This is a genomic window from Roseibium sp. M-1, assembly GCF_054515675.1.
Map to the genome: position 1 here is coordinate 1,166,803 of NZ_CM137257.1, position 21,087 is coordinate 1,187,889.

Here is a 21,087-nt window from a genome sequence, read left to right on the forward strand (position 1 = left end):
CGGTCCTGTCGAATGCACCTGCCCGAAGACGAGCCGGTCTCAGCCTTTCGGGAACTGTAGATCGCTGTGCCTGGCAGGCAACCTGCCAAAGTGAAGCACAATCCGTCTCAACCCCGGGCAGCCAGTCTTAAAAGTGATGAAAACCGGAAACAAGCCCGTCGTAGTACAACCGTCTCCGGATCTTCCAATCCGGACTATTGCATCATCGCCTCGAAACCTCTTTGATGTAGTCTTTAAAAAACACAACCAGAAGATCCGGATCCCATGTGCACCTTCGCCGGCCTGCTGCGCCGCGCCCTGACCTGCCTCCTTTTACTTGGTGGCCATGCTTTCATTCCTGTATGGGCGGACGAGGCTTCCGTCAGAACAGTCACGTTGCTCGCCACCGATTACCCACCTTACGAAATGGCCGAGCCGGTGGAAGGGTTGCGCGGTTTCGACCATGAAGTCGTAACGGAAGCCTTTGCGCGCCAGGGATGGCAGGCAAGGATCGTGTTCCTGCCCTGGAACCGCGCCATCTCCGAGGTTCAGTCTGGCAAGGCAGCCGGCGTGATCTCCTGTGCCTACTGGGAACAGCGGGAAGAGTTTGCCCTGTATTCTAAACAGCTCAGCAGCAACACCTACGGTGTCTTCTTTCGCAAGGGCTATCCGGCAAAGGAGATTGCGCGCGCGGAAGACCTAGCCGGCGAAAATGTCGGCGCTGTGCAGGGTTATGCGACCCTCGCCCTGCTGAACGATGCCGGCGTGGCACCCTATCCTGTTCCCGACGACGAAGCCGGTGTCCGCATGCTTGAAATCGGCCGTATCGACTATTTCTTCAACGGTCGCCAGGCAACGGATTTTCTGATCAAGCAACTCGGGCTGACAGGAACCTTCAGTTTCATCTCGATCACCAACAACCCGCTGTACATATGCCTGTCAAAAGCGTTTCCCGGATCCGAACGTCTCCTGACGGATTTCAATCGCGGGCTTGCCGCCGTCAAGACGGATGGCACCTATACCCTGATCCACGCCAAATATCAGTAGCTGTGCTGGCGATATTCGATTGTTCCCCTTAAGGCGCGGGGACAATCTTTCGGTTGCAGGTTCCCGGCCAGCCGATATCTTGCCTTTCCCTCACTCGTTGCGGTCCGAAGATCGTCCAAGCCACAGGATTTGCCATGCCGGCCTGCCTTATCACTGCGGTCAACCGCGGGATCGGATTTGAACTTGCGCGTGCCGCCCTTGCCGGTGGCTGGACGGTGTACGGCTCCGTCCGCTCCCAGTTCCAGGTGGCCGAAACTTCGGAACGTCTCGGCAACGGGTTCCAGCCCCTCGTCTTCGACGTGACCGACCATGCCGCCGTGCGGGAAGCGGCCAACGGACTGACGGCGACGCTTGACCTACTGATCAACAACGCCGGCGTCATCGGCCCCGAACGGCAAACATCGCAGGATATGGATTTCGACGGCTTTGCCGAAACGCTCTCCATCAACACGCTGGCCCCGCTTGCGGTCGCCCAGGCCTTCCAGCCGCATCTGCGCCGTTCCGGTGCGGGGCGGATCCTGACAATCTCCAGTCAGATGGCCTGGATGGGTTACCGCAAGTCGGACACACTTGCCTACCGGGCCTCCAAGGCAGCGGTCAACAAGGTGATGCAGTGCCTTGCAACCGACCTGGAAGCAGACGGCATCGCGGTTGTTCTTGTCGATCCGGGCTGGGTGCGCACCGACATGGGCGGACCGGAAGCCGACCATGAGGCGGAAGACGTTGCTCGCGGGATCCTCAAGATTTCGGAAGGCTTGACCGTTGCCGATACGGGCAAATTCTTTAAATGGAACGGCGAAGAACGCCCGTTCTGACGCCATGTACCTGGAGACATCCGGAGCAATCATGACCTGGCCCCTGCCGATTACACTGACCGGAAAATTTGCAACGCTCGCTCAGCTTGACCACAGCCATACGGCGGATCTCACCGAAGCGGCAGCCGAAGGAGACCTTTGGAAGCTCTGGTATACCGCCATTCCGAAGCCGGACGCGGTCTCATCGGAAATAGATCGCCGGCTTGGCCTGCAAAAGTCCGGGTCGATGCTGCCCTTCGCCGTCCTGACACCGGACGGCAAGGCGGTCGGGATGACCACCTACATGAATATCGATGCGGCCAACAGGCGCGTCGAGATCGGATCCACCTGGTACCGCAAGGCGGTCCAGCGCAGCCGGGTAAATACCGATTGCAAGCGCATGCTGCTGGCGCACGCCTTCGAGGACCTCGACTGCATCGCTGTCGAATTTCGAACCCATTTCATGAATCGGCAGAGCCGGGCGGCCATCGAACGACTTGGCGCGAAGCTCGACGGGGTTCTGCGTTCCCATCAACGTTCGCCGAACGGTACGCTCCGGGACACCGCAGTCTATTCGATTCTCCCGCATGAATGGCCTGCCGTGAAAGCGGGCCTCGAATTCAAGCTCGAAGAAGAACGCTGAACCGCTTTTCCACACAAAGATAAGCCCACGTTGTTTTACACAATTTTCTTGTTCCGCTTACCAGGCACACAAGCACACGTTTGCGGAGAACTTGGCAACGGTTCGGTAACGGTCCGGGCACTTCTTTCAATTTGAGTCAAATTTTAAGCAAATGTGAGGAATTGGAGCGCAGGCTGGTTTCATCGGCAAAAGGATGGGACTCGCCATGGAACTTTATCGCGCCTGCTACCGAAGCAGAATCAATTGGGACCGGATGCATCTGCCTCTACCCGACGAGATCGACAAGACGCTGCTGCGCATTCGCCGCATCAACCGAAAGGCTGGCGTTACCGGTGCTCTCCTCCTGGTCGATCAGCATGTGATCCAGATCCTGGAAGGTCAGACAGGCCAGGTGCTCGACACAGTCTACTGCGTGATGAACGATCCGCGCCTGCACACCATTGAAGGCATCATCCACGAACCGGCGGACTACCGCATGTTCCCGAATTCGCTGATGTTCTTCCGCGACCTGAGCGACGGTCTGGCGGCCTCTCAACACGACGTCCTGCGTCCGCTGCTCGATCATCCCGGCGACGTGACCCGCGACGAAGCCTATCTGGCGTTCAGCCATTTCGCCAAGGAACTGCAGGAAGGCCGCCTGACCAACGACATGCTGATGATCTGAGCCGCTCCGGCCATTTGACCGGAGTGCCTCAGGCCATCAATTGTCGAAATTTCCGAGGTCTGTGACTTCGATGTCCTAGTCATTTTGCCGATGATGCCGATAGTGTGCGCCCGATGAATACCAGTGGTCATTGTCTGGCCGCTGGAGGTGGCGGGGGCGCAACATGCCGGGCAAGGGTCCAAGTCTTCAATCATTCTCCGCAGGTTTGCTGGCCGCCCTGGTCGGCTTTGCCAGTTCCTTTGCGATCGTCATCCAGGGCCTGGTCGCTTCCGGCGCATCCGCAGCAGAGGCCACGAGCGGTTTGATGGCGCTTTCCCTATCCATGGGCCTTTGCGCGATTGTTGCCTCGCTCAAAACCAAGATGCCGGTCAGCATCGCCTGGTCGACTCCCGGTGCAGCCCTTCTGGTGACGGCCGGGCCAATCGAAGGCGGCTTCGCCGCGGCGGTCGGGGCATTTCTTGTGTGCGGCGTGCTGATCGTCCTGACAGGTCTTGTCCGCCCATTCGGGCGCGCCGTCGCAGCGATTCCCGCACCGCTCGCAAATGCCATGCTTGCAGGCGTTTTGTTCGGACTTTGCCTGGCGCCTTTCAAAGCGGTGGCTGAACTTCCGCTGAGCGCCCTTTCCATCATCGCAGTCTGGGCCATCGCCTTCCGCTTCTTCCGGCTTTTCGCAATCCCACTCGCCATGGTGACGACTTTTGCGATTGCACTCGCGACCGGTGGACCGATCGACCTTTCCTCCGTCCGCCCGATCAGCGAACCGGTCTTCATCACCCCCGTCTTTTCCATTGAGGCCCTGGTCAGCATCGCCCTGCCGCTCTTCATCGTGACAATGGCTTCGCAAAATATTCCCGGGGTCGCCGTGCTCAGCGCCTATGGCTACAAGCCGAAGAGCGGCCCGCTTTTTACCCTTTCCGGGATTTTCAGCCTGCTCTCCGCCCCCTTCGGCGGTCACGCGGTCAATCTGGCGGCGATCACCGCCGCCATGTGCGCCAACGAGGATGCGCACAAGGACCCCGAACGGCGCTATTGGGCCGCTGTCTTCGCAGGTGCCGTCTACGTTCTCTTCGGCCTCTTTGCCGGTTTGGTGATGGCCTTTGTTGCCAAGACACCCGCGATCCTGATCGAGGCTGTCGCCGGTCTGGCGCTGCTCGGTGCCCTCGCCTTTTCCGTCGGCGAGGCGACCAAAACGCCCGAGACCCGAGACAGCGCCATCATCACTTTCCTGGTAACTGCTTCCGGCGTCAGCTTCTTCGGCGTCTCCGGCGCGTTCTGGGGCTTGCTGGCGGGGGGTGTATTCATGGCCGTTACAAGGACAAGAGCGACCAAGTAACACCTTGCCCTGCGGCGACCCGCTCCCATAGTGTTGCAGGATAAGGAATATTGGAGTCGCCAGGCTGTGACAGGCCCCTACATGCTGCAACCCGATCCGTCCGCACCGGGCCTCTCGACCACCGTCACCGGCATCGACCAGAACGGTGACGCCGTCGAGACAAGGGTGGTCACGGAAAAACCTCTGACGTTGTATCTGAATGCGCAGGAAGTGATCACAATGATGACGATCGGCGACCATCCGGATCTGCTTGCCGTCGGCTACCTCAAGAACCAGAACATGCTTGCCGATGACGATGTCATCACCGCAATCGACTACGATGACGACCTTGACGTCGTGGTGGTGCGCACCGAGAGGGAAACGGATTTCGAGGAAAAGCTGAAGAAGAAGGTGCGCACTTCGGGCTGCGCCCAGGGAACGGTTTTCGGCGATGTCATGGACGGGTTCGAGACCGTCTCACTCTCAACCGAAGCCCGGCTGAAAACCTCCTGGCTCTACGCACTCACCAAGGCCATCAACACCACGCCGTCGCTTTACCTGGAGGCCGGTGCGATCCATGGCTGCGTGCTTTGCCAGGAAGACAGGCCGCTCGTCTATATGGAGGATGTCGGGCGGCACAACGCCGTCGACAAGATCGCCGGCTGGATGGTCCTGAACGATATCCCCGCGCACGACAAGATCTTCTACACGACCGGCCGGCTGACCTCCGAGATGGTCATCAAGACCGTCATGATGGGGATCCCTATCCTTGTCTCGCGTTCCGGCTTCACCGCCTGGGGCGTCGACCTGGCACGCCAGGCGGGCCTGACGCTGATCGGCCGGGCCCGCGGCAAGCGTTTCGTCGCGCTTGCCGGCCAGGACCGGATCGACTTCGACATGGACCCGAGGCATGTGGAAGACGAACCGGAAAAGAGCCGCCGCAAGGGAAGCGAGGACGCAACATGACATCGGCCCGCGCTTCCTTGAATGCAAACCACGTGCTTGGCTGTGTGCTGGCCGGAGGCCAATCCCGGCGCATGGGCGGCGGTGACAAGAGCCTCATGGATATCGGCGGACGGACCATGCTGGATCTGATCCTGGCCCGTCTTGCTCCGCAACTTTCGGAAGTGGTTCTGAATGCCAATGGTGATCCGGGCCGCTTCGCCCGCTTCAAGCGGCCGGTCATCGCCGATCCGGTTGGCGAATTTGCCGGTCCCCTCGCCGGCATTCTGGCCGGCATGACCTATGCCCGCTCGGAACGGCCGAATCTGACCCATGTTGTATCGGTCGCCGGCGACACGCCGTTCTTCCCCCCGAGCCTCGTCGGGAGTTTTCTCGCCGCCGTGCCCGCTGACCGGCCGCTGATCGCCCTCGCTTCCTCCGGCGACAAGCTGCAGCCGGTTTTCGGGCTGTGGCCGGTTGCACTTGCGGACGACCTTCGGGACTGGCTGAAAGCCGGCAAGACCGGCAAGGTACTCGCCTTTGTCGACTGCTACGACAGTGTCGAAGTCGCCTTTGAACCGGACCCCGCGACCGGCCTCGACCCATTTTTCAATGCCAACACGCCCGACGACCTGACAGCCGTCCGGGAAGCTCTGAGCCATTACCAGAAATGACAAATTCTCCCGTATTCGGCATTACCGGCTGGAAAAATTCCGGCAAGACACAGCTCGTCTCCAGCCTCGTGGCCGAATTCACCGCGCGTGGCTTCAAGGTCTCGACCATCAAACATGCCCATCACGGCTTCGATATCGACACGCCGGGAACCGACAGTTTCCGCCACCGCGAGGCCGGTGCAGTGGAAGTTGCGCTTGTCTCGGGACGCCGTTGGGCGTTGATGCACGAGCTGCGGCAGGAGGAAGAACCGCCGCTGGAGGAAATTCTTGTCAGGCTGGCTCCTTGTGACCTCATCCTGATCGAGGGATACAAACGCGAAAATCATCCCAAGATCGAGGCCAGGCGCACGCAGACCAGTGATCGCGGCCCACTTTCGATCACCGATCCCAACATTCTGGCCATCGCCACCGATCATGATTTGCCCGAAGAGGTGCTGCCGGTGTTTCATCTGGATGATGTCTCCGCCATGGCGGATTTCATCCAGAACCACCTCGACCTTCGAAAGCGGGGCGCATGACCGCAAAACGGCTTCTCGACGATTGTTTTCTGCACGACAGGGACAGGTTGCGCCATGGTGAGGCCCTGGCGATCCTGAAAGAGCGCCTGTCGACGGTAGCCGGCGCGGAAATGGTCCTGCTTGAGAATGCCGACGGCCGCATTCTGGCAGCGGACGTCATCGCCCCGCGCAACGTTCCGCTTGCCGACAATTCCGCTGTCGACGGTTACGCGTTCCGCCATGCCGATTTCGACGAAGCCGGTGGCTTTTTCCGTCTGGAGCAGCGGATTGCTGCCGGACATGCACCGGACGCGGAGCTCGGCCCCTGGGCGGCAGCCCGGATCTTCACCGGAGCGGTAATGCCGCCGGGAGCAGATACGGTCGCCATGCAGGAGGATTGCGAACCTCATCGGCAGGATGGCCAGGATTTCGTCATCGTGCCGCAGGGTCTGAAAAAGAGCGCCAACTGCCGCAAGGCAGGTGAGGATGTCGCCGCCGGAACCGCTATCCTGACCGCGGGCCGGCACCTGCGTCCCCAGGACCTTGCAGCGATTGCGTCCACCGGTCAGGCCGAGGTGTGTGTCTATCGCAAGCTGAAAGTCGCCCTTGTTTCGACCGGTGACGAACTGCGCCGGCCTGGCGACCTGATCACGCTTGGCGATGTCTACGATTCCAACCACTTCCTGCTGCGTGGCCTGCTCGCGACACTGCCGGTTGAAATCGAGGACCTCGGCATCCTGAAAGACGATCCGGAGCTGGTGGAAACCGTGCTGGCGGAGGCCGCCTCCCGGTTCGACGTGATCCTGACGACGGGGGGCGCCAGCCGGGGCGAAGAGGATCATATCCTGAATGCGCTCGACAAGCTCGGCACGCGGCACCTGTGGCAGCTCGCGATCAAACCCGGCCGGCCGATGATGTTCGGCAATATCGGTTCCTGCGTCTTTCTTGGCCTGCCGGGCAATCCGGTTGCCGCGATGGTGTGTTTTCTGCTTTATGCCCGCCCGGTCCTGAGCGTGCTCGGCGGCGGCGCTTTTCTCGAACCGCAGTTCTTTGAAGTTCCGGCCGCGTTCGAGATATTGAAGAAGAAACCCGACCGGCGCGAATTCTACCGTGCGTCGCTCCAGCCGCGTGCCGACGGACGGCCCGCCGCGCACAAGTTCCAGCGTGACGGATCCGGCCTCATTACCGGGTTGCGCGAGGCCGACGGACTGGTGGAGGTCCCTGAAGACGTGACCTCGATCCGCAAGGGCGACATGGTGCGCTTCCTGCCGTTTTCGTCGTTCGGGCTGCGCTGACCCGGCGGAGACCGCCGGGCAGCACCATCAACAGGTCAGTAGGCGTAGGGCCAGCCGGCCGCAACGAAGCGATAGGCTTCGCCGTCCTTTGCAATGCGGCCCATGCCCGGGAACGGGATGTGCGCGCCGGCAAAGTAGAGCTTGTCGCTGGCGGCCTGCTCGAAGAATTTCTTCCGCGTTTCGGCCGCCATGCCGCTGTCGATATCGAAGCCGATGCCCCAATCCGGCTTGTCGAACTGGTACATGGCCATGTGGACGATGTCGCCGGCAATCACCAGGGTCTCGCCGTTGCTGTCGATCACATAGCCGGTGTGACCAGGTGTATGCCCGGGAAGCGCCATCGGCCGGATGCCGGGGAGAATTTCCTCTTCGCCGGAAAACAGGGTCTGACTGTCCTTGTAGGCTTCCGCCGCCTTGCGGGCTCCGAGGAAGAAGGGTTTGAACTGGTCCGGCGCGCCGTTCATGGCCGCATCGTTATACCAGAAGGCATTGTCGACTTCCGGCAGGATCAATTCGGCATTGGCGAAAACCCGATTACCGTCGCCGTCAATTGCGCCGAACAGATGATCCGGGTGCATATGGGTAATGAGAAGCGCGTCGATCTGGTCCGTCGTTACTCCGACCGCCTCGAGCGCCGATGGCAGGCGGCCCATGGTCGGTCCCATCGCATCGGCGGAGCCGGAATCCACCAGGACCAGACGCTCGCCCGTGTTGATCAGGAAGGCGTTGACCGGCAGGCGCAGACTGTCCTTTTCGATCAGGGCCCTGCCACGCAGGCGCTCGCCTTCGGCAGCGTCGTAGCCAACGACCACGTCAGACGTGACGTCCAGATAGCCGTCAAGCAGCGCGGTCACCTCGAAATCGCCGATCTTGTAACGCAGCGCACCGGCCAAAGGTGCTCCGGCCTGCGGTGCGGAGGCTGCTGCCGGAGCCGGGATCATCGTCAGACCGCCTGCGGCGGCAATCGCACCTGCCCCGGCAGCGGCGGTGAGTAATGATCTTCTTGAGAAGGAGATATCGGATTTGGTCATGAGTTGCCTCCCGGCTCGACCTGAATGGATGGAATTGGCTGGCCCGTTCGGACGTGAACCGCCCGGCCCGCTCTATAAGTGTTTCATTGAATTTCTTTTTGAAGCTGGCCGGATCTTATATTACTCATTAGTTCTGCTTATTAATCTCAACCCTCTCTTGCAGATCATCCAGGCGGCACGACATGGACAAGCTCAGCGCCCTTTCCGGTTTCGTCGAGGCCGTCAACCTCGGCAGCTTCTCCGCCGCCACCAAGAATCTTGGCATTTCCCAGCCTGCCGTCAGCCAGCAGGTGCGCAGTCTGGAAGACGATCTCGGTATCCGACTTCTCAACCGGACGACCCGGCAGCTCAAGCTGACGGAAGCGGGAGAACGCTACTACGCCTATGCACGCGACATTCTTGAGCGGCTGGCGGAAGCCGACCGGTCCGTGCAAAGCGAGGATGCCCAGATGTCGGGCCCGCTTTCCATCGGCCTGCCGCTCGGTTTTGCCGAAACCATCCTGTCGGATTTCCTGATCCGCTTCAAAAAAGAGAACCCCTGCATTCTGCTCGACGTCTCGCTTTCGGACCAGTTCGTCGATGTCATCCAGCAGCGGCTGGATGTGGCGATCCGCATGGGAGAGATCGAAGACGACCGGCTGATCGTGCGAAAGCTGGGACTGGCACAGCGTTGCCTTGTCGCTTCGCCTGGATATCTGGACCGGCGCGGACGCCCCAGCCACCCTGCGGACCTGCCGGAGCACGACTATCTGCTTTACAAGAATATCTCGACCGGCAACCGGGTACCGTTCATCAGCACGATCGGCGAGACGTTGTCGGTCAAGATCAATCCGGCCATGATCGTCAACAATTCCTCGACCCTGCGCCAGGCCGCCCTCGCCGGCCTCGGTATAGCCCTTTCCAACCGCTGGCTGATCGAACCCTATCTGCAGTCCGGTGAACTTGAGCTGGTGCTGCCGGACTGGCAGTACCCGCCGCATCCGGTTCATGCGGTCTACCCGTCCAACCGGTTCATCCCGCTCAAGGTCCGCCGCTTCGTCGACACGTTGCAGGCTTATTTCGAAGAGGAAGGCGCGTTTCGCGGCACGCGAACGAACTATGAGGCTGCGGCCGCGGAGTAAGTTTGCCGGACCGGCAGGTTTGCCACCGATCCGGGAAGGGTTTCAGACGTCGTAACCGGCCAGTATCCAGGGTTCCTTCTGCGCATCGGCTTCCCAGGCCTGCCAGGCAGCGGTTGCCGTCATGGTCTTGCTGTAGCGCCCGGCCACCGGGTCGTCCGACAGCCGGTAAGTTGCAAAGCGGCTGACGACCGGTGCGTACATCGCATCAGCGATCGTGAAGTCGCCGAAGAGGAACGGACCGCCTGAGGCCTCGAGACATTCCGTCCAGATGGCAACGATACGGGCCACTTCGGTTCGGACAGTTTCGCTCACCTTCAGTGCCTCGACCGGACGGCGCATGTTCATCGAACATTCCGTTCGAAGTGCCGGGAAACCGGAATGCATTTCGGCGGAGATGGCACGGGCCTTGGCGCGTTCAGTGCTATCCTTGGGCCAGAGGCCCTTTTCCGGAAACAGCTCCGCCACATATTCGAGAATCGCCAGGCTGTCCCAGACCGTCAGGCCGCCGTCCTTCAGCACCGGAACCTTGCGGCTGGGAGAAAAGGTGGCGAATTGGGGGTTGCCGTTTTCGAAATCGAAGGGAACCAGAGTCTCCCGGAACGGGATTTCCTTGTGTTTCAACGCAATCCAGGGTCGGAAGGACCAGGACGAGTAGTTCTTGTTGCCGATGAACAGTTCGAAATCCGACATTTGGCTTCCTTTCGTGCACACCGGCCGCGCCCTGGCAGATGCCGTCGCTTCGCGCCGATGGGCTCTCGTCGTAAGAGGTGTTCGCCGCCTGCACAAATTGATTAAGTTCATGATTTCATGAAAGTTTCTGATCTGTCGTCGCTACATGTCGAGCAGAGCAGTGAAAAAGGTCGAAATTTCCGTATGTTAGCGGTGTATCGAGAACCTGCGTGGTTCCTTCGGCCTGGTGGGAAACGCCTCTTTCAAGAACACCTCGTATTGTCCTGTTGGCCCGGGTTTCGTTCTCACAGCCGGCCAGACCCTTCCCCATAGGCAGCTTGAAGCACATGAAAAAAACGGCGCACGTGCCTGTGTTTTTTTCCTGGGCATGCTTGAAATTTGAACCGAAGTGTATGGAATAGAGCGTTCGGGCAAGAAGGCGGGACGAACCCGCTTGCGCCGCGAAGACAATATTAGGGGAACTAAATATGCGTGTTTTGCGTATGGCTGCGGCCGCTGTAGCAGTCCTGGCTGCCGTAGGTGGCGCTGAGGCGAAAGACTGGTCCAAGGTGCGCATCGGCACCGAAGGTGCTTATCCTCCGTTCAACTCCCTGACCGCAGACGGCCAGCTGATCGGTTTCGACGTCGACATCGCCAAGGCGCTCTGCGAAGAGATGAAGGTCGAGTGCGAATTCGTCACCCAGGACTGGGACGGCATGATCCCGGCTCTGCAGGCCGGCAAGTTCGACGCCGTGATCGCGTCCATGTCGATCACCGACGAGCGCAAGGAAAAGGTCGATTTCACCAACAAGTACTACAACACCCCGCCGGCAATCGCCGTGCCGAAGGACTCCAAGCTGACCGGCACTTCGGATGAAGACCTTAAAGGCGTTGCACTCGGAGCCCAGGCTTCGACCACCCACTCCAACTATGCAGAAGAAAAGCTCTCGTCTGCCGACCTGAAGCTTTATCCGACCCCGGACGAGTACAAGCTTGATGTCGCCAACGGCCGTGTTGATGCCGTCATCGACGACGTCGTGGTGCTGTCCGAGTGGCTGGCTAGTGACGACGGTGCCTGCTGCAAGCTGCTCGGCACCCTGACGCCGGATCCGGTGATCCACGGCGAAGGCGCCGGCATTGCCATCCGCAAGGAAGACGGCGACCTGAAGGAAAAGTTCAACGAGGCAATCGCTGCCATCCTGGCGAACGGCAAGTACAAGGAAATCAACGACAAGTACTTCACGTTCGACGTTTACGGCGGCTGATAAACCTCGCCTAGAACAAAGCGTTGATACGGCGCGCCCGGTGCGCCGTATCCACCTGCAGGGAAAAATCCCGCAGAACGGCCGGAGGGGCGGCCGGAACAACAACAACAAACAGAAAGAAGCGCCGGCTTATGAATGAAGCTTTGACGCTACTCTCCTTCGGGGAACAGGGCTGGGGCGATACCATCGCCCGCGGGGTATTGGTCACAGTCTCACTGGCAATCGCAACATTGCCCTTCGGGCTTGTGCTTGGGTTTCTGATCGCACTCGCGAAGAAGTCTTCCGAGCCCAGCCTCAAGCTGGCTGCCAATATCTACACCACCATCTTTCGCGGCCTTCCGGAACTGCTGACGCTGTTTCTGGTCTATTTCGGCGTACAGATCGGTCTCCAGCAAGCGGTGAAGCTGCTCGGCCTGGAGATCCAGATCGAGGTCAACTCCTTCGTGGCGGGCATGGTTGCGCTGGCGCTGGTGTTTTCCTCCTACGCTTCCGAGGCCTTCCTGTCCGCCTTTCGCGGCATCCCTCAGGGCCAGTATGAAGGCGGCCACGCTCTCGGGCTCAGCAGGTATCAGACCATGACACTGGTGATCCTGCCCCAACTGGTGCGCCTCGCACTGCCGGCGCTCGGAAACCTCTGGCTGATACTGCTAAAGGAAACCTCGCTGGTCTCCGTCATCGGCCTGCCGGATCTGGTGCGCGAATCCGGCATCGCTGCGCGCGTTTCCAAGGAACCCTTCCTGTTCTTCGGCATCGCCTGCCTGATCTATCTGGTGCTGGCGATGATCTCGTCGACGGGACTTGCAAAGATTGAAAACTGGTCGAAACGGGGAGAATTGCAGAAATGATCGCTGCCAATCCCCTGACCGGACGGAAACCGCCGGCACGACCCAAACAACCATGGACCAACGCAAAGATCGCCGGACATGTGCTGATGGCGCTCTGGCTGGTCTCCTTAGCTTCACTGCTGATCTACCTGGTCGGCAATCTCGAGAAGCCCATTCTGGAATATGCGTTGCCGTATCTCAGCGGCAGCTGGGCGGACTATGCCAGGGCTCGCATTGAGACACATCAGTTCGAGAGCTTCCTCGGCCGCTACGGCGACAAATATATCAGCGGTTTCCTGGTCACGCTGCAGATCGTCGGGCTTTCCCTGCTGCTTGGCGCGGCACTTTCCGTTCCGCTCGCCCTCGCCCGCTCCTCGAAGCTGAAGATCTTTGCCGCGCCCGCCTACGCCTATGTCTATTTCTTCCGAGGGACGCCGCTTCTGGCACAGACTTTCCTGATCTATTACGGCGTGGGATCCTTCAGGCCGCAGCTGGAAACCGTCGGCCTCTGGTGGTTCTTTCGCGACGCATTCAACTGCGTGATCTTTGCCTTTACCCTCAACACCTCCGCCTACCAGGCGGAAATCCTTCGCGGAGCGGTGCTAAACATATCGAAGGGGCAATGGGAGGGCGCAGCCGCGCTTGGTCTTTCCAAACCGGTGATCTTCTTCAAGATCATCCTGCCCCAGGCCCTGATGGTGGCTTTGCGGCCCTACGGCAACGAGATCATTCTGATGATCAAGGGCTCCGCGATCGCTTCGATCGTCACCATTTACGACCTGATGGGTGAAACACGGCGCGCCTATTCCCGGACATATGATTTCCAGGCTTATCTCTGGGCGGCGGTCATGTATCTGATCATCGTCGAAACGCTGCGCCGTATCTGGGACAGGATCGAAGCGCGGCTCACGCGGCACCTCATCCGCTGAAGCCTAACCATTGACACCTTCCGCAAGGCCGGGATCCAATGATCCCGGCCTTCTTTTTTCAAAATTCCCTTCGGAAAAAGCTCGTAGCCCGGGTCAGCTCCGGTAACGGAACAACCTGTTTTCATTTGATTATCCGCTTGGACAAGGCTACCCCTGACGAACCCCAAATTCGGAGCCTTTCATGTCCAATTCACCGACCGACGTCACCGGTCTTCATCTCGACAGCCTGCTGGCCCATGGCGGCGGCGGCTTCGATCCGGCGACGGGCGCCGTGGTTCCTCCCATTCCGACCGCGACCACGTTCGTGCGCGACGAAAATTATGAGCTGGTCAATCCGGGCCACCTCTACAGCCGCGACGACAACGCCCTTTTCAAGAAGACCGAGAAGCTGCTGGCCGCGCTCGAGGACGGCGCCGACAGCCGCCTTTTCTCTTCCGGCATGGCGGCCGTTGCAGCGGTGGCCCGTATCGTCAAACCGGGCGGAACGATCCTTGCCCAGTCCGGGATCTACTGGGGCACGACGCTCTTCCTGCGCAAGCTCTGCGCCCGCAACAAGATTGCGCTGATAGAGGCAGACGCCTGCGATCTCCAGGCCTTCCAGGATGAAATCTCGGTCACCAAACCGGATCTCGTCTGGCTGGAAGTGCCGAGCAATCCATACCTGAAGGTGGCGGACATTCGGCAAATTGCCGATCATTGCAAAGAGGCGGGCAGCCTGCTCGCAGTCGATGCGACAGCGGTAACGCCGCTGATCATGAAGCCGCTCAAGCTTGGTGCCGACCTGGTGATGCATTCGGCGACCAAGGCGCTCAACGGGCATTCCGATCTGCTCGGCGGTGTCGTTACGACCAGGGATGCCGACAGCGAGGCTTGGACGTTCATGAAGGAGGAACGCAAGCTCGCCGGCGCGGTGCTCGGGTCCTTCGAAGCCTGGCTCTTGCTGCGCGGTCTCAGGACGCTTGCCTTGCGCGTCGAGCGCATGAATGCCAATGCCATGGCTCTTGCCGTTCATTTGGAAAAACACCCCAAGATCGACAGCGTTCTCTATCCTGGCGTCAAAAGCCATCCGCACCATGAGCTGGCGAATTCGATGATGACCGGCGGCTACGGATCACTGATGTCCGTGCTGATCAAGGGAAGCAAGGCGGAAGCGCTCAAGGTCACCGGTGCACTCGGCCTGTTTCAACGGGCAACGTCCCTCGGCGGCACAGAAAGCCTGATCGAGCACCGCTACACGATCGAGGGCGAAGGCTCCGGTATTCCGGAAAACCTCGTGCGGCTTTCCATCGGCATCGAGCATCCGCAAGACCTGATTGCGGACTTCGATCAGGCCCTGGCGAAAATCTGACGTACCTGGAGCGCGCTCAACCGCGCTCCTGCTCGGCCCGCATCGTGCGCATCCAGCCAAGAAACGCCTTGAGCGGTGGCCGCTTGACGCCGGGCCGCGTCACCAGGTGATATCCGGTCCCTGGATAAACGCCGTCCTCGAACAGGACCCTCAGACTGCCGGATTCGATTTCCGCCTCGACAAAGGTCTTCGCGGTGGCGGAGATCCCCTCTCCCCGCCGCAACCCTTCCAGCACCATATAGCCCGGCAGGTGGGTGATATTGAGCTTGCCCTTCGGCACCACGCCCTGGTTTTCGACCCAGACTGTCAGTTCATTGGTGCCGTATTCCTGCAGCCAGGGAAACTGGAGAATATCCTCCGGGCTTTCGATCCTGGTATCGCCAATCAGGCAATTGGCGCCGATGATCGCAAAATTGGTCGGGATGAAGAGCTCGGATTCCAGGCCCGTCCAGTCCCCTTTGCCAAAGCGCACGGCGAGGTCCACGCCGCCGGGACGCAGTTCGACGACATCCGCCGTCGGGTTGATCATCAATTCGATATCCGGATGTTTGTGCCGGAAGTCGCTGATACGCGGCATTAGCCAACTGATGGCGAAGGATGGCGTGGTGGTGATGCTGAGTGGACGGGAGAGGTCCTCCCGCAACAACTCCTCGACAGTCTCCAGGATCGTCGCGAAACCTTCGCTCAAACCCAGGTAGAGCTGCCTGCCTTCGGGCGTCAGGGCGACACCCCTGCCCTCGCGGACAATCAGTTTCAACCCAAGGAACTGCTCAAGCCCTTTGACCTGTTGGCTGACGGCGGCGTGGGTGACATTGAGCTCGCGTCCGGCCGCAGACAGGCTCTTGGTATCCGCGACGGCCGTGAAGGTTCTGAGACTTCCGAGCGAAGGCAGCGACTTCCATTCCATATGTAACTTCACCTTACATTTTGAAAATCTTCCTGAGTGGCAGTTCCCCACGTTAACAGCCATCTTAGGATCAGTCATCAGGAAGAAGGATGTAAGTCAATGTTGGAAAAGTACGCACACCGCTTTCTCGAAGCAACCCGCTTTACCGCCAACACCAGGCCGGACCCGCACACGCAGCGGCATCTCGACGATGCGACTGCCAAGCGGGAACGCCATGCCCGGCTCTGGTCGCGCCGGCCCTACTGGGCCTGAGGCAAGCGCGAGTGCTGACAGCACGGTTCAAATGCCCTAAAACCATGTTGAACAGTCAATTTTCAAAGGCCCGGCTCACCACCGGGCCTTCGCGCGATAAGGATGTGTCGGCATGGCAAAGGTTGCATTCATCGGTCTGGGCGTCATGGGGTATCCGATGGCCGGCCACCTGAAAACCAAGGGCGGACACGACGTCACGGTCTATAACCGGACGCAGGCGAAGGCCGAGAAATGGGCCACGGAGTTCGGCGGCAGCTTTGCCGGCACTCCGAAGGAAGCCGCTGAGGGTTGCGACTTCGTCTTCTGCTGCGTCGGCAACGACGACGACCTGCGCTCCGTGACGACGGGCGCTGACGGCGCATTTCATAGGCTCAAGGACGGTGCGGTCTTTATCGACAACACCACCGCGTCGGCAGAGGTTGCCCGGGAGCTTTACGCTGCTGCCAGGGAAAAGGGGTGCGGCTTCATCGACGCGCCGGTCTCCGGCGGTCAGGCGGGCGCTGAGAACGGCGTCCTCACCGTCATGTGCGGCGGCGATCAGGATGCTTTCGACAAGGCCAAGCCGGTGATCGAGTGTTTTGCCAAATTCGTCGGCCTGATGGGGGAAAGCGGCGCTGGCCAGCTCACCAAGATGGTCAACCAGATCTGCATCGCCGGGCTGGTTCAGGGCCTATCGGAAGCCATTCATTTCGCCAAGAAGGCGGATCTCGACGTCGCCAAGGTCATCTCCGCCATCCGCGGCGGTGCCGCCCAGTCCTGGCAGATGGAAAACCGCTGGGAAACCATGAACGGCGGAAAGTTCGACTACGGCTTTGCAGTCGACTGGATGCGCAAGGATCTCGGCATTTGCCTGAAGACGGCAAACGACACCGGTGCCCGCCTCCCGGTGACCGCCCTGGTCGACCAGTTCTATGCGGAGGTCCAGGCCATGGGCGGCAAGCGCTGGGATACGTCCAGCCTGATCGCGCGGCTTGAAAACGCCGAGAAGAAGTAACGGCGCGGCAATGGCGCAAGACCCGCAGGCAGCAAAGACGGTCGAGGAAATCCTCGCAGATCTTCGCGCTGCCGGGTCAGAGACCAACCGCGCCGGCATGGCGCGATTCGGCATTGAAACGTCCAAGGCCTTTGGCGTGCCGCTGGCGGTTCTGCGGCCGTATGCCCGCAAAATCGTCAAATCGCCGGAGTTGGCTCAGAACCTTTGGGCCAGCGGCTATCACGAAGCACGTCTGCTTGCGATCCTGCTGACGCCGCCGAAAGCGCTCGCGCCGGAACTGGCGCTTTCCTGGCTGGAGGACATCCGCTCCTGGGACCTTTGCGACCAGCTCACGAATGTGCTGGCACGGCGTGCGGGGTCGAACGAACTTGTGCCCGCTCTTGCCGTCGATGAACGCGAATTTGTCCGCCGGGCCGCGTTTGCCCTGATTGCCTGGCGGGCGGTCCATGCCAAGACCGCGCCGGACGAGGAGTTCCTCGACGATCTTGACCTCATCCGACGAGGCGCTACGGACGAGCGGAATTTCGTCTGGAAAGCGGTGCATTGGGCATTGCGCCAGATCGGCAAACGCTCCGCCAGCCTGCACGGTCCGTCCCTGGCGCTGGCGGAAGAGTTGTCCGCCTCTGAAGACAAGACGGCGCGCAAGGTGGGCCGTGCGGCGGCGCGGGAGCTGTTTTCCAGCAAGGTTCTGAGCCGCCTGAGCAAACTTCCGGATGTCTGAGCAAACTTCCGGATGTCTGACTGGCTGAGCCCGAGGCCTACTGCCCGCTCGCTTCCCTGGCAATCGTATCGAGCAGCGCATTGACATCGGCAATCGCCGCCCTGGAAGCCTCAGAACCGGTCGCGCTCAGTTGGCGGAAACCGACCGTCACCTTTCCGGGCAGATCGGGCGTTTCGTAAACGAAGATCGAATACGGGCAATAGGCGATGTTGCCGGCATCGGCTTCCATCGCCTTGCGCGACAGGTCGGCCGAGCAGAACAGCATCGACTGGGCCTGCGTGAAGATCTGCTTGCTGCCACCGACATCCTGCGAGGTGCGTGCCAGCATGTCGCCGATATGGGAAACATAGTCGATGACCAGCCCCTGATTGACGATGGCGTTCTCCAGATCGAAGCGAACATCGTCGAAGGCGGCTTCGACTTCATAGGCGGTAACACCTTCAGTCACCGACTGGCCGACAGCAACGGTCGACACGCTGAAAACGAGCCCGGCACAGGCAGCTATCGGGAAAACCAACTTGCGGAATGTCTCGACCATACGGCCTCCTCCCAAGATCAGCAGGAAATCATTCGAGATCGATGGGACCCCGGAGCTGACCAATGATCAAAGGCGACCATGCGGTTCATGATGAAACGCGCATGCCTCGCCGGTTGGGGAGAGATTACTCTGCTCCCCGCCCAGGCGCCATTGATACATCGCAAACTTTGAATATTTCCGGTGATAGACCGGTTCAGACCTCGACTTCGACCGTACCGATCGGATTGGAACAGCAGGCCAGGATGTAACCGGACTCGATATCCTCGTCGCTGATGCCACCGGAATGGATCATGTGAACGTCGCCTGACAGCTTCTTCACCTTGCAGGTGCCGCAGACACCGAAGGTGCAGCCTGAGGGAATGTTGAGGCCGGCGCTCTTGGCAACCGCCAGCACGGTGTCCGTTTCCGTGCACGAGGCAGTAACATTGGACCTTGCGAAGACGATCTGGGCCTGGACGTCGTCCTGGGGCACCACGTCGTCGAACTCGTTGAGTTCTGCACGGGTTTCCGCAGGCGCCTGGAAGCTCTCCTGGAAATAGTTCTCCATGTTGAAGCCGAGCGAGTTCAGGATCTCGCGGACGGCATCCATGAAGCCCTGCGGGCCGCAGCAATAGACTTCCCGCTCCAGATAGTCGTTGCACATCAGGCCCAGCATCAGCTGGTTGAAATGACCGCGATACCCGGTCCAGACCTCATAAGGGTCATTCCTGTTGACGACGAAATGGATCTGCAGGCCGGTCACCCGGCTCGCCATGTATTCCAGGCGCTTGCGGAAAATCAGCTCCACCGGGCGATTGGCGCATTGGATGAAACAGATGTCGGGATCTTCACCGCGCTCGAACAGCGTCGTCGTCATCGACATCATCGGCGTGACGCCCGAACCTGCCGAGATGAAGAGGTATTTGCCGTCCGGATTGCGCGGCAGGTGGAAAACGCCTGCCGGACCATAGGCCTTGATGCGCATACCCGGTTCCAGATGATCGAGCATCCAGCGGGTACCGATGCTGCCTTCCTGCGCCTTCACTGTAACGGAGATATAGGCGTGCGAGACCGGCGATGACGAGATCGTATAGGTCCGCTGCACGTTGCCGCCGGGCACCGGCAGATCGAGCGTGATGAACTGGCCCGCGCGGAACACGAAGGTCGCTCCGGACGGCGGACGGAAGGTGAAGGTCTTCACACCAGGCGCTTCGGGCAACGCGCTGACGCATTCCAGAATTTCGCTGTCGTTCCAGACGGGCGTGTCTCGCCCAGGCATCGGGATCATGGCTCTACTCCGCCGCGACGCGGAATCGGCCCATCAGACCGGTTTCCAGGGTCTGGGCATACCAGTCGACGAACTGGATGACACCGCTTTCCTGAAGCGCGGAATAGGGTCCGGGCTCATAGGCAGGCGATTTGATGCCGATCTGGTTTTCCTCGACGATCTGGCGGTCTTCGTCGTTTGTGTGGATCCAGACCTCCGTCAGCCTTGTCAGGTCGTAGTCGACACCCTCCTGGGCATCCTTGTGCACCAGCCAGGTGGTTGTCACTTCCGTTTCCATCGGCCCGATCGGCAGGACACGGAAGGTCAGAACGGAATCCGACAGGAAGTGGTTCCAGGTGTTCGGGTAGTGGAAGAAGAGGCAGGATCCGGCATTGTCGAAAGGAACGGAGCCGATCCGCTTCGAGACGGCCGCCTTGCCGTCCATGGTGTAGCTGACCGCATCGCCCAGGAACGGAATGCGGACAAAGCGCCACTGTTCGTTTTGGGAAATCAGGTATTTCGCAGGCAGTCCTGAGTTTTCGCAGCGTTCGACATGCGCCTTGCCCATGTTGGACGTGGAAGAATCGTCGCCGCCGACGAGATTCGGATCGTCCGGGAATGTACGGCAGAGCGATGGATGCGAACCGGAGCAGTGGTAGCACTCGCGGTTGTTCTCAAGCACGAGCTTCCAGTTGCCCTGTTCGATGATGCTCGATTGATGCGCGATCTTCAGGTTGGAGAGATCGTGCGGCCCAAGATAGCGCGCGGCCTGTTTTTCCAGATCCGTCGTATCCGGCGCATTGGCGGCCAGGCAGATGAACACCATGCCGGCGACCGTCACGCAGTGAACGGTTTTCAGGCCATGGTCCTGCGGCTTGAACTCCGGTCCCATCTCGCGGGCCCACAGCAGCTTGCCGTCGAGCTCGTAAGTCCACTGATGATAGGGGCAGACAAGCTTCGGCGCCGAGCCCTTGGAGGCGGCACAGATCCGGCTGCCACGGTGGCGGCAGGAATTGTGGAAGGACCGGATCTGACCATCCGCACCGCGCACGATGATGATCGAATAATCGCCGATCTGCAGGGTGACGTAATTGCCGGATTTCGGCACTTCGGCCGATGGAATGGCAAAGATCCATTCCTTCTGCCAGATGTTGCGCAAGTCCGCCTGATAGACGTCGGCATCGGTGTAGAAGGCCTGCGGCAAGGAATAGCCTGCGCGGCGGCTCATCAACAGAGAAAGAATATCAGCATCGCTGAGCATGGTGACACGTCCTTTTCCGGCCGCAACCGGCGGCCGATCCTTGCGACGAAAGTTAGGGCCTCATGCCCCCGACATCATAGCGCAAAAGCGGCATTCGGTTATGCAGGTGAGACGCTGCCCAAAATTTCCGCGTG

At 60.2% G+C, this 21,087-nt stretch carries 23 protein-coding genes; 17 read left to right on the forward strand and 6 right to left on the reverse strand.

From position 1 onward, the window contains the following. The first annotated feature begins 264 nt into the window (after positions 1-264). From ACX3M4_RS05320 to ACX3M4_RS05360, 9 genes are all read left to right on the forward strand, one after another. Positions 265-1,026, forward strand: a complete 762-nt coding sequence (locus tag ACX3M4_RS05320) for a substrate-binding periplasmic protein (RefSeq protein ID WP_459357549.1) — start codon at positions 265-267, stop codon at positions 1,024-1,026. Positions 1,027-1,160: 134 nt separating this feature from the next. Continuing rightward, complete coding sequence (locus ACX3M4_RS05325; RefSeq protein ID WP_459357550.1) at positions 1,161-1,841, forward strand: SDR family oxidoreductase; 681 nt, start codon at positions 1,161-1,163, stop codon at positions 1,839-1,841. A 31-nt stretch (positions 1,842-1,872) separates the two neighbouring features. Then, a complete protein-coding gene (locus ACX3M4_RS05330; RefSeq protein ID WP_459357551.1) occupies positions 1,873-2,463 on the forward strand; it encodes a GNAT family N-acetyltransferase in 591 nt (196 codons plus the stop codon). Between the two features lie 205 nt (positions 2,464-2,668). Continuing rightward, the gene (locus ACX3M4_RS05335) at positions 2,669-3,127 is read left to right on the forward strand and encodes a BLUF domain-containing protein (protein WP_459357552.1); all 459 of its coding nucleotides are present in this window, start codon (positions 2,669-2,671) and stop codon (positions 3,125-3,127) included. 163 nt (positions 3,128-3,290) lie between these two features. Beyond that, positions 3,291-4,460 carry a benzoate/H(+) symporter BenE family transporter gene (locus ACX3M4_RS05340; protein WP_459357553.1) on the forward strand — a complete coding sequence of 390 codons (1,170 nt, stop codon included), beginning with the start codon at positions 3,291-3,293 and terminating at the stop codon, positions 4,458-4,460. 81 nt (positions 4,461-4,541) lie between these two features. After that, positions 4,542-5,405 (forward strand): formate dehydrogenase accessory sulfurtransferase FdhD, encoded by an 864-nt coding sequence (locus ACX3M4_RS05345; RefSeq protein ID WP_459359371.1) that lies wholly within the window; start codon positions 4,542-4,544, stop codon positions 5,403-5,405. Continuing rightward, entirely contained in the window at positions 5,402-6,055 is a 654-nt protein-coding gene (mobA, locus tag ACX3M4_RS05350) for a molybdenum cofactor guanylyltransferase MobA (RefSeq protein WP_459357554.1), read from the forward strand. The genes ACX3M4_RS05345 and mobA overlap by 4 nt, the downstream gene beginning before the upstream one ends. Next, on the forward strand, positions 6,052-6,573 hold the full coding sequence (gene mobB, locus ACX3M4_RS05355) for a molybdopterin-guanine dinucleotide biosynthesis protein B (RefSeq protein WP_459357555.1): 522 nt from the start codon (positions 6,052-6,054) through the stop codon (positions 6,571-6,573). Before mobA ends, mobB begins: the two co-directional genes overlap by 4 nt. Further along, the gene (locus ACX3M4_RS05360) at positions 6,570-7,847 is read left to right on the forward strand and encodes a molybdopterin molybdotransferase MoeA (protein ID WP_459357556.1); all 1,278 of its coding nucleotides are present in this window, start codon (positions 6,570-6,572) and stop codon (positions 7,845-7,847) included. Before mobB ends, ACX3M4_RS05360 begins: the two co-directional genes overlap by 4 nt. A gap of 35 nt (positions 7,848-7,882) precedes the next feature. On the opposite strand, the gene ACX3M4_RS05365 is transcribed toward ACX3M4_RS05360, so the two are convergent. Then, positions 7,883-8,878, reverse strand: a complete 996-nt coding sequence (locus tag ACX3M4_RS05365; protein ID WP_459357557.1) for an MBL fold metallo-hydrolase — start codon at positions 8,876-8,878, stop codon at positions 7,883-7,885. A 182-nt stretch (positions 8,879-9,060) separates the two neighbouring features. Between ACX3M4_RS05365 and ACX3M4_RS05370 the strand changes: the two genes are divergently transcribed. Then, positions 9,061-9,999 (forward strand): LysR family transcriptional regulator, encoded by a 939-nt coding sequence (locus ACX3M4_RS05370; RefSeq protein WP_459357558.1) that lies wholly within the window; start codon positions 9,061-9,063, stop codon positions 9,997-9,999. A 42-nt stretch (positions 10,000-10,041) separates the two neighbouring features. On the opposite strand, the gene ACX3M4_RS05375 is transcribed toward ACX3M4_RS05370, so the two are convergent. Then, a complete protein-coding gene (locus ACX3M4_RS05375; protein ID WP_459357559.1) occupies positions 10,042-10,689 on the reverse strand; it encodes a glutathione S-transferase family protein in 648 nt (215 codons plus the stop codon). Between the two features lie 467 nt (positions 10,690-11,156). Between ACX3M4_RS05375 and ACX3M4_RS05380 the strand changes: the two genes are divergently transcribed. The 4 genes from ACX3M4_RS05380 to ACX3M4_RS05395 all read left to right on the forward strand — a co-directional run bounded on the left by ACX3M4_RS05380 (position 11,157) and on the right by ACX3M4_RS05395 (position 15,034). Continuing rightward, on the forward strand, positions 11,157-11,933 hold the full coding sequence (locus tag ACX3M4_RS05380; protein ID WP_459357560.1) for an ABC transporter substrate-binding protein: 777 nt from the start codon (positions 11,157-11,159) through the stop codon (positions 11,931-11,933). A 131-nt stretch (positions 11,934-12,064) separates the two neighbouring features. After that, positions 12,065-12,778 carry an ABC transporter permease gene (locus tag ACX3M4_RS05385; RefSeq protein WP_459357561.1) on the forward strand — a complete coding sequence of 238 codons (714 nt, stop codon included), beginning with the start codon at positions 12,065-12,067 and terminating at the stop codon, positions 12,776-12,778. Continuing rightward, positions 12,775-13,686, forward strand: coding sequence for an ABC transporter permease (locus tag ACX3M4_RS05390; protein ID WP_459357562.1), 912 nt, complete (start codon positions 12,775-12,777; stop codon positions 13,684-13,686). Before ACX3M4_RS05385 ends, ACX3M4_RS05390 begins: the two co-directional genes overlap by 4 nt. Positions 13,687-13,867: 181 nt before the next feature. After that, positions 13,868-15,034, forward strand: coding sequence for a trans-sulfuration enzyme family protein (locus tag ACX3M4_RS05395; protein ID WP_459357563.1), 1,167 nt, complete (start codon positions 13,868-13,870; stop codon positions 15,032-15,034). Positions 15,035-15,050: 16 nt separating this feature from the next. Here ACX3M4_RS05395 and ACX3M4_RS05400 read toward each other — a convergent pair whose 3' ends face one another. Then, a complete protein-coding gene (locus ACX3M4_RS05400) occupies positions 15,051-15,941 on the reverse strand; it encodes a LysR family transcriptional regulator (protein WP_459357564.1) in 891 nt (296 codons plus the stop codon). Positions 15,942-16,040: 99 nt separating this feature from the next. Between ACX3M4_RS05400 and ACX3M4_RS05405 the strand changes: the two genes are divergently transcribed. From ACX3M4_RS05405 to ACX3M4_RS05415, 3 genes are all read left to right on the forward strand, one after another. Further along, a complete protein-coding gene (locus ACX3M4_RS05405; RefSeq protein WP_459357565.1) occupies positions 16,041-16,193 on the forward strand; it encodes a hypothetical protein in 153 nt (50 codons plus the stop codon). A 112-nt stretch (positions 16,194-16,305) separates the two neighbouring features. Continuing rightward, a complete protein-coding gene (locus ACX3M4_RS05410) occupies positions 16,306-17,187 on the forward strand; it encodes an NAD(P)-dependent oxidoreductase (protein WP_459357566.1) in 882 nt (293 codons plus the stop codon). 10 nt (positions 17,188-17,197) lie between these two features. Next, entirely contained in the window at positions 17,198-17,908 is a 711-nt protein-coding gene (locus tag ACX3M4_RS05415) for a DNA alkylation repair protein (RefSeq protein ID WP_459357567.1), read from the forward strand. A gap of 37 nt (positions 17,909-17,945) precedes the next feature. On the opposite strand, the gene ACX3M4_RS05420 is transcribed toward ACX3M4_RS05415, so the two are convergent. The 3 genes from ACX3M4_RS05420 to ACX3M4_RS05430 form a co-directional block, all read right to left on the reverse strand. Next, positions 17,946-18,446: a DUF302 domain-containing protein gene (locus tag ACX3M4_RS05420; RefSeq protein ID WP_459357568.1), complete on the reverse strand. Its 501-nt coding sequence runs from the start codon at positions 18,444-18,446 to the stop codon at positions 17,946-17,948. Positions 18,447-18,639: 193 nt separating this feature from the next. Continuing rightward, entirely contained in the window at positions 18,640-19,713 is a 1,074-nt protein-coding gene (locus ACX3M4_RS05425; protein WP_459357569.1) for an FAD-binding oxidoreductase, read from the reverse strand. Between the two features lie 4 nt (positions 19,714-19,717). Further along, the gene (locus ACX3M4_RS05430; RefSeq protein ID WP_459357570.1) at positions 19,718-20,953 is read right to left on the reverse strand and encodes an aromatic ring-hydroxylating oxygenase subunit alpha; all 1,236 of its coding nucleotides are present in this window, start codon (positions 20,951-20,953) and stop codon (positions 19,718-19,720) included. Positions 20,954-21,087: the final 134 nt, after the last annotated feature.

Bases quoted from the DNA above. Each gene is read 5' to 3' on its own strand.
- ACX3M4_RS05320 (WP_459357549.1), top strand. From the start codon at position 265: ATGTGCACCTTCGCCGGCCTGCTGCGCCGCGCCCTGACCTGCCTCCTT.
- ACX3M4_RS05325 (WP_459357550.1), top strand. From the start codon at position 1,161: ATGCCGGCCTGCCTTATCACTGCGGTCAACCGCGGGATCGGATTTGAA.
- ACX3M4_RS05330 (WP_459357551.1), top strand. From the start codon at position 1,873: ATGACCTGGCCCCTGCCGATTACACTGACCGGAAAATTTGCAACGCTC.
- ACX3M4_RS05335 (WP_459357552.1), top strand. From the start codon at position 2,669: ATGGAACTTTATCGCGCCTGCTACCGAAGCAGAATCAATTGGGACCGG.
- ACX3M4_RS05340 (WP_459357553.1), top strand. From the start codon at position 3,291: ATGCCGGGCAAGGGTCCAAGTCTTCAATCATTCTCCGCAGGTTTGCTG.
- ACX3M4_RS05345 (WP_459359371.1), top strand. From the start codon at position 4,542: ATGCTGCAACCCGATCCGTCCGCACCGGGCCTCTCGACCACCGTCACC.
- mobA (WP_459357554.1), top strand. From the start codon at position 5,402: ATGACATCGGCCCGCGCTTCCTTGAATGCAAACCACGTGCTTGGCTGT.
- mobB (WP_459357555.1), top strand. From the start codon at position 6,052: ATGACAAATTCTCCCGTATTCGGCATTACCGGCTGGAAAAATTCCGGC.
- ACX3M4_RS05360 (WP_459357556.1), top strand. From the start codon at position 6,570: ATGACCGCAAAACGGCTTCTCGACGATTGTTTTCTGCACGACAGGGAC.
- ACX3M4_RS05365 (WP_459357557.1), bottom strand. From the start codon at position 8,878: ATGACCAAATCCGATATCTCCTTCTCAAGAAGATCATTACTCACCGCC.
- ACX3M4_RS05370 (WP_459357558.1), top strand. From the start codon at position 9,061: ATGGACAAGCTCAGCGCCCTTTCCGGTTTCGTCGAGGCCGTCAACCTC.
- ACX3M4_RS05375 (WP_459357559.1), bottom strand. From the start codon at position 10,689: ATGTCGGATTTCGAACTGTTCATCGGCAACAAGAACTACTCGTCCTGG.
- ACX3M4_RS05380 (WP_459357560.1), top strand. From the start codon at position 11,157: ATGCGTGTTTTGCGTATGGCTGCGGCCGCTGTAGCAGTCCTGGCTGCC.
- ACX3M4_RS05385 (WP_459357561.1), top strand. From the start codon at position 12,065: ATGAATGAAGCTTTGACGCTACTCTCCTTCGGGGAACAGGGCTGGGGC.
- ACX3M4_RS05390 (WP_459357562.1), top strand. From the start codon at position 12,775: ATGATCGCTGCCAATCCCCTGACCGGACGGAAACCGCCGGCACGACCC.
- ACX3M4_RS05395 (WP_459357563.1), top strand. From the start codon at position 13,868: ATGTCCAATTCACCGACCGACGTCACCGGTCTTCATCTCGACAGCCTG.
- ACX3M4_RS05400 (WP_459357564.1), bottom strand. From the start codon at position 15,941: ATGGAATGGAAGTCGCTGCCTTCGCTCGGAAGTCTCAGAACCTTCACG.
- ACX3M4_RS05405 (WP_459357565.1), top strand. From the start codon at position 16,041: ATGTTGGAAAAGTACGCACACCGCTTTCTCGAAGCAACCCGCTTTACC.
- ACX3M4_RS05410 (WP_459357566.1), top strand. From the start codon at position 16,306: ATGGCAAAGGTTGCATTCATCGGTCTGGGCGTCATGGGGTATCCGATG.
- ACX3M4_RS05415 (WP_459357567.1), top strand. From the start codon at position 17,198: ATGGCGCAAGACCCGCAGGCAGCAAAGACGGTCGAGGAAATCCTCGCA.
- ACX3M4_RS05420 (WP_459357568.1), bottom strand. From the start codon at position 18,446: ATGGTCGAGACATTCCGCAAGTTGGTTTTCCCGATAGCTGCCTGTGCC.
- ACX3M4_RS05425 (WP_459357569.1), bottom strand. From the start codon at position 19,713: ATGATCCCGATGCCTGGGCGAGACACGCCCGTCTGGAACGACAGCGAA.
- ACX3M4_RS05430 (WP_459357570.1), bottom strand. From the start codon at position 20,953: ATGCTCAGCGATGCTGATATTCTTTCTCTGTTGATGAGCCGCCGCGCA.